Genomic DNA, 5,410 nt, shown 5'->3' on the forward strand with positions numbered 1-5,410 from the left:
CACGGAAGTTAAGCTCTCCAGCGCCGATGGTAGTTGGCGGGACACCGCCTGCGAGGGTAGGACGTCGCCGAGCATTATTGTATTTATTATGTTTTTATTCCAATCATCGCGGGGTGGAGCAGCCAGGTAGCTCGTCGGGCTCATAACCCGAAGGTCGCAGGTTCAAATCCTGCCCCCGCAACCAACCAATGAAACGAAACGATATAAGTTTCGTGTTTTTTTATGCCTTTTTTTGCGTTATGATTTGTTTTCGTGTACACTTATATGTGTAGCATTTCCTTAGGAGAGCGATCCTAAGGTCTTTTTTGTATGTTGATTTTATTCAATTAGGGGAATGAACGATGAAAACATATGAATATGTATCACATCATCCTGAAGATACATTAGCATTAGCGATGAAACTTGCTCGATATGTTCAACCAAAAGACGTTATTACGTTAGAAGGTGATTTGGGAGCAGGGAAAACAACGTTTACAAAAGGATTAGCGAAAGGTTTAGGAATTGACCGTAATGTGAACAGCCCAACTTTTACTATTGTAAAGCAGTATGAAGGGCGTTTACCTTTGTATCATATGGATGTATATCGTTTAGATGAAAGCGAAGAGGATTTAGGATTTGATGAATATTTTTTTGGTGATGGTGTAACAGTTGTTGAATGGGCTCATGTCATTGAGCCATATTTACCGACTGAACGTTTACATATTACTATTTACCATGGTGATGGAGAAAGTCGAATTATTCACTTTACTCCAATTGGTCAACGTTACGAACAGTTATGTAAGGAGATTTTTAGTGATGAAAGTGTTAGCCATTGATACATCCACATTTGTTATGGGAATTGCTATCGTTGATGGACAAGTCGTTAAAGGCGAAATGATTACGAATTTGAAAAAAAATCATTCGATACGAGTGATGCCTGCGATTGAGGCGCTTCTTCAAGAATGTGAGATAAGCCCACAAGATCTTGACCGTATTGTTGTTGCGAAAGGACCTGGATCATACACAGGTGTTCGCATTGGTGTGACGATTGCTAAAACGCTTGCTTGGACGCTAAACATTCCGCTTGTCGGTATATCGAGTTTAGAAGTGATGGCAGCAAATGCGAAGTATTTTGATGGGCTTATTGTTCCGTTAATGGACGCTCGACGCGGACAAATTTATACAGGTCTTTACAAAGTTGAGGGGGACAATATTCAATCAATTGTAGCTGATCGAGTTATTTTAGCTACAGAGTGGGCAAATGAATTAAAATCGTACAATGAACCAATTTTATTAGTTGGAAACGATAGTATGCTACATGAAGCAGTGTTCGTTGAAACGTTAGGTCGTTCTGTCCAAGTAGCTCCAGCAACACTTCACAATCCGCGCTCAAGTGAGCTCGCGTGGTTAGGGATAAATCGCGAGCCGGAAGACATTCATACATTTGTGCCAAACTATATTCGTTTAGCAGAGGCGGAAGCGAATTGGCTTGCTCGTCAGCAAGAAAGGACGGAATGATAAGTGGATGTTTGTTTTCGCTTTATGACGCTTCAAGATCTCGATCGCATTGTGGAAATCGAACAGCTTTCATTTACGCTCCCATGGAGTCGTTCTTCCTTTTATCAAGAGTTGACAAATAATCGGTATGCTCGTTACATTGTGATGGAGTATGATGGACAAATTATTGGTTATTGTGGCATGTGGTTAGTGATGGATGAAGCGCATATTACAAACATTGCGGTGTTGCCAGAATTTCGTGGTAAAAAACTAGGAGAAGCGCTAATGAAACAGGCGATGGCATTAGCAAGAGAAGAAGGGGCTCAAACGATGACATTGGAAGTGCGGGTGTCGAATAACGTTGCACAATCATTGTATCGAAAGCTTGGCTTTTTAAATGGCGGTATTCGTAAGCGATACTATTCAGATAACCAAGAAGATGCGTTAGTAATGTGGGTGAAATTATGAGTGAAAAAGATATATTTGTGCTTGGAATTGAGACAAGCTGTGATGAAACAGCAGCTGCCATTGTGAAAAATGGACGTGAAATTGTAGCTAACGTCGTTTCCTCACAAATGGAAAGTCATCAACGATTTGGTGGGGTCGTTCCTGAAATTGCTTCACGTCATCATGTTGAGCAAATCACGCTCGTGTTAGAAGAAACGATGAAACAGGCAAATATGGATATGAGCCAACTCGATGCCATCGCGGTAACGGAAGGTCCAGGATTAGTAGGTGCTCTATTAATTGGCGTGAACGCTGCGAAAGCATTGGCTTTTGCGCATCGCATTCCCCTTGTTGGCGTGCATCATATCGCAGGACACATTTATGCGAATCAACTTGTACAAGAAATGAAATTTCCGCTATTAGCTCTTGTTGTGTCAGGGGGGCATACGGAGCTCATTTATATGAAAGAGCATGGCGTATTTGAAGTGATCGGCGAGACGCGTGATGATGCGGCAGGGGAAGCGTATGACAAAGTTGCCCGAGCATTACAACTACCTTATCCGGGGGGACCTCACATTGATCGCTTAGCAAAACGGGGAAAACCAACTATTGATTTACCGCGCGCATGGCTTGAAGAAGGTTCATATGATTTTAGTTTTAGCGGATTAAAATCAGCGGTTATTAATGTGTTGCACAATGCAAAACAGCGTGGCGAGATGATTCGCCCTGAAGATATGGCAGCAAGTTTTCAGACAAGTGTTGTTGAAGTATTAGTAGGAAAAACGATACAAGCAGCTGCGCATTACGAAGTGAAGCAAATATTGCTAGCTGGTGGTGTCGCAGCAAATGAAGGACTGCGTACGCAATTACAAAAACAAGTGAAGCAGCTGTCGGGAGTCGAGTTAGTTATCCCACCGTTGTCGCTTTGCACAGACAATGCGGCGATGATTGCGGCAGCGGGAACGGTATTATTTCAACAAGGAAAGCGCGCCACAATGGCGTTAAATGCAAACCCAAGTTTATTGTTATAGCAAGAGGGTGCCCTAAAAGTAACAGGGCACTCTTTCTTATAATCGTATAAATTTTCTCGAAGAAAAACTGAGTTTTTGTTGTGGATTATTTTATCCACATATATGTGGATAATGTGGGAAACATTGATTGTATGTTATTTTATCATAACAAGTTAACCACAACGATATATGTGGATTTTTTAAATTTTTTGTGGATAATGTGGAAAAGTACGTTAATAACTTATATATAAGTGTTTTTTTTGTGGATATGCTTGTGTAAAAAGATGAGCTAGTCCACAAGTGGAGCTAGCTCATTATTATTGTTGTAAAAGTTCCCATTGTTCGAATAGTTCATCAAATTTTTGTTTTAGCACTTCAATATGCGCTTGTGTGTCTCGAGCCTTTTCATAGTCGTTGTAACAGGAAGGGTCATATAATTGTTGTTCATATGCAGCAATTTGTTGCTCAATTTGCTCCATTTCCATTTCTAGATGTTCGATTTTTCGTTGTCGTTGCCGTTCAAGCTTTTTTCGTTCTTTTTCTTCTTCATACGAACGTTTTGGTGACAAAGGCTCGTTTGTTTTAGGTTTTTGGCTGATTTGTCCAAGCTCAAGCAGTTCTGCTTTTTTTGTTACGTAATAATCATAGTCCCCTAAGTATTCGACAAGTCCATCTGTGGATAACTCATATATTTTTGTTGCGATTCTGTTAATAAAATAACGGTCGTGAGAAACGAATATTATTGTCCCAAGATATTCAATGAGTGCTTGTTCTAGCACTTCTTTGCTATCTAAATCCAAATGGTTTGTCGGCTCGTCTAACACTAACACGTTCGCTTTTTTCATCATTAACTTAGCGAGAGCGAGCCGCGCTTTTTCACCGCCACTTAATGTTTGTACTGGCTTCAATACATCGTCACCAGAGAATAAAAAGTTTCCGAGTATTGTTCGAATTTCTTTTTCTGTTTTTAATCGATCTTCATCCCACAGTTCGTCGATGACACGTTTGTTCGATGTTAATTGAGCTTGCTCCTGATCATAGTAGCCAATGTGTACGTTTGTTCCGTAACGCAGTTCTCCTTGTTTTATAGGGAGCTGTTTGACGATCGTTTTTAAAAGAGTCGATTTTCCAATGCCGTTCGGTCCAATCAGCGCAATACTATCCCCGCGAGTGATGCGAAATGAAAGATTTTTTGCGATGATGTGATCGTAACCGATCGCTAAATTGTTGGCTGTTAGCACATCATTTCCGCTTGGACGTTCAATGTCGAAACGAAACGATGCCGATTTCTCATCGCCAAGCGGCTTTTCGATGATGTTCATTTTTTCTAGTTGCTTTCTTCTGCTTTGTGCTCGCTTGGTTGTTGAGGCGCGAGCGATATTTCGTTGAATAAAATCTTTTAATTTTGTGATTTCCTCTTGTTGTTTTTCATACAATTTCAATTGTTGTTCAAATTGTTCCGCCCGTTGATGTAAGTAGCTTGTATAGTTTCCAACATATTTTTTTATTTTTGTGCGCGACAACTCGTACACTTGTGTGACGATTTGATCAAGAAAATAGCGGTCGTGCGAGACGATGAGAATGGCCCCGATATAATTTTTTAAATATTGTTCAAGCCATTGTAATGTTTCCATATCTAAATGGTTTGTCGGTTCGTCTAAAATAAGCAAATCAGGCTTAGCAAGAAGTAACTTACCTAGTGCTAATCGCGTCCGCTGACCACCGCTTAATGTTGATACTTTTGTCGTGTAATCGTACTGAGAAAAGCGGAGACCGTGAAGAACAGAACGAATATCTGCTTCATATTGATAGCCGCCTTTTTCCTTAAATTCTGTTTGTAACCGATCATATTGTTCAAGTAGTCGTTCATAGTCAGCGTCATGTAGGCTCATTTTTTGTTCTAGCTCGCGCAACTGTTGTTCCATTTGTTGAAGCGGAGCAAAAACATCGAGCATTTCGTCCCAAATGGAGCGGTGTGCTTGTAAACCTGTATATTGATCTAAGTAGCCGATCGTCACATGTTTCGGCTTTATAATTTCACCTGTGTCGTATGACAATTGGCCAGCAATGATTTTTAATAGTGTTGATTTTCCTGCGCCGTTTCTTCCGACTAACGCAATGCGGTCTTTTTCTTGAATTTCAAGTTTAATGTCTGATAAAACTTGTTCAGCTCCATATGATTTGGATAGTTGATTTACTTGTAAAATGATCATCATTTCTCACCTCAATCTTCTTTTGATAGTGTAACGTACTTTCTTCCTATTCGGCAATACTAGTGTGCGAATAACAAATTTGACAAAAATAATAATAAAGGTTACAAAGGAAAGACAGAATGAAAAAAATAGTGTATAGTTTAAAAGTGGGGAGAACTTTCTAGATGTATAGGAGAGAAAAATGAAAGCGCTAACTATTTGTGAAAGGAAATGGTATGAGTAAAATGTTTGTGGGAGAAAAAAAGACAGGTTCCTGATTTGGTA

At 40.0% G+C, this 5,410-nt stretch carries 5 protein-coding genes, 1 tRNA gene and 1 rRNA gene; 6 read left to right on the plus strand and 1 reads right to left on the minus strand.

The genetic code is table 11. From position 1 onward, the window contains the following. The 6 genes from rrf to tsaD all read left to right on the plus strand — a co-directional run. Positions 1–73: ribosomal RNA gene (gene rrf / locus ACYQY7_RS13575) — 5S ribosomal RNA — on the plus strand; the annotation flags it as partial. Positions 74–107: 34 nt separating this feature from the next. Beyond that, positions 108–184: transfer RNA gene (locus ACYQY7_RS13580), tRNA-Met, on the plus strand. Between the two features lie 157 nt (positions 185–341). Further along, positions 342–815 carry a tRNA (adenosine(37)-N6)-threonylcarbamoyltransferase complex ATPase subunit type 1 TsaE gene (gene tsaE / locus ACYQY7_RS13585; RefSeq protein ID WP_461202850.1) on the plus strand — a complete coding sequence of 158 codons (474 nt, stop codon included), beginning with the start codon at positions 342–344 and terminating at the stop codon, positions 813–815. After that, a complete protein-coding gene (gene tsaB, locus ACYQY7_RS13590) occupies positions 796–1,497 on the plus strand; it encodes a tRNA (adenosine(37)-N6)-threonylcarbamoyltransferase complex dimerization subunit type 1 TsaB (protein ID WP_461202851.1) in 702 nt (233 codons plus the stop codon). Before tsaE ends, tsaB begins: the two co-directional genes overlap by 20 nt. Positions 1,498–1,500: 3 nt before the next feature. Next, entirely contained in the window at positions 1,501–1,944 is a 444-nt protein-coding gene (rimI, locus tag ACYQY7_RS13595; protein ID WP_461202853.1) for a ribosomal protein S18-alanine N-acetyltransferase, read from the plus strand. Further along, positions 1,941–2,954 carry a tRNA (adenosine(37)-N6)-threonylcarbamoyltransferase complex transferase subunit TsaD gene (gene tsaD / locus ACYQY7_RS13600; protein WP_461202855.1) on the plus strand — a complete coding sequence of 338 codons (1,014 nt, stop codon included), beginning with the start codon at positions 1,941–1,943 and terminating at the stop codon, positions 2,952–2,954. Before rimI ends, tsaD begins: the two co-directional genes overlap by 4 nt. Positions 2,955–3,250: 296 nt before the next feature. Here tsaD and ACYQY7_RS13605 read toward each other — a convergent pair whose 3' ends face one another. Further along, positions 3,251–5,146, minus strand: coding sequence for an ABC-F family ATP-binding cassette domain-containing protein (locus ACYQY7_RS13605; protein WP_461202857.1), 1,896 nt, complete (start codon positions 5,144–5,146; stop codon positions 3,251–3,253). Positions 5,147–5,410 lie beyond the last annotated feature (264 nt).

The organism is Anoxybacillus sp. TBDG-1, from assembly GCF_054815885.1.

Bases quoted from the DNA above. Each gene is read 5' to 3' on its own strand.
- tsaE (WP_461202850.1), top strand. From the start codon at position 342: ATGAAAACATATGAATATGTATCACATCATCCTGAAGATACATTAGCA.
- tsaB (WP_461202851.1), top strand. From the start codon at position 796: ATGAAAGTGTTAGCCATTGATACATCCACATTTGTTATGGGAATTGCT.
- tsaD (WP_461202855.1), top strand. From the start codon at position 1,941: ATGAGTGAAAAAGATATATTTGTGCTTGGAATTGAGACAAGCTGTGAT.
- ACYQY7_RS13605 (WP_461202857.1), bottom strand. From the start codon at position 5,146: ATGATCATTTTACAAGTAAATCAACTATCCAAATCATATGGAGCTGAA.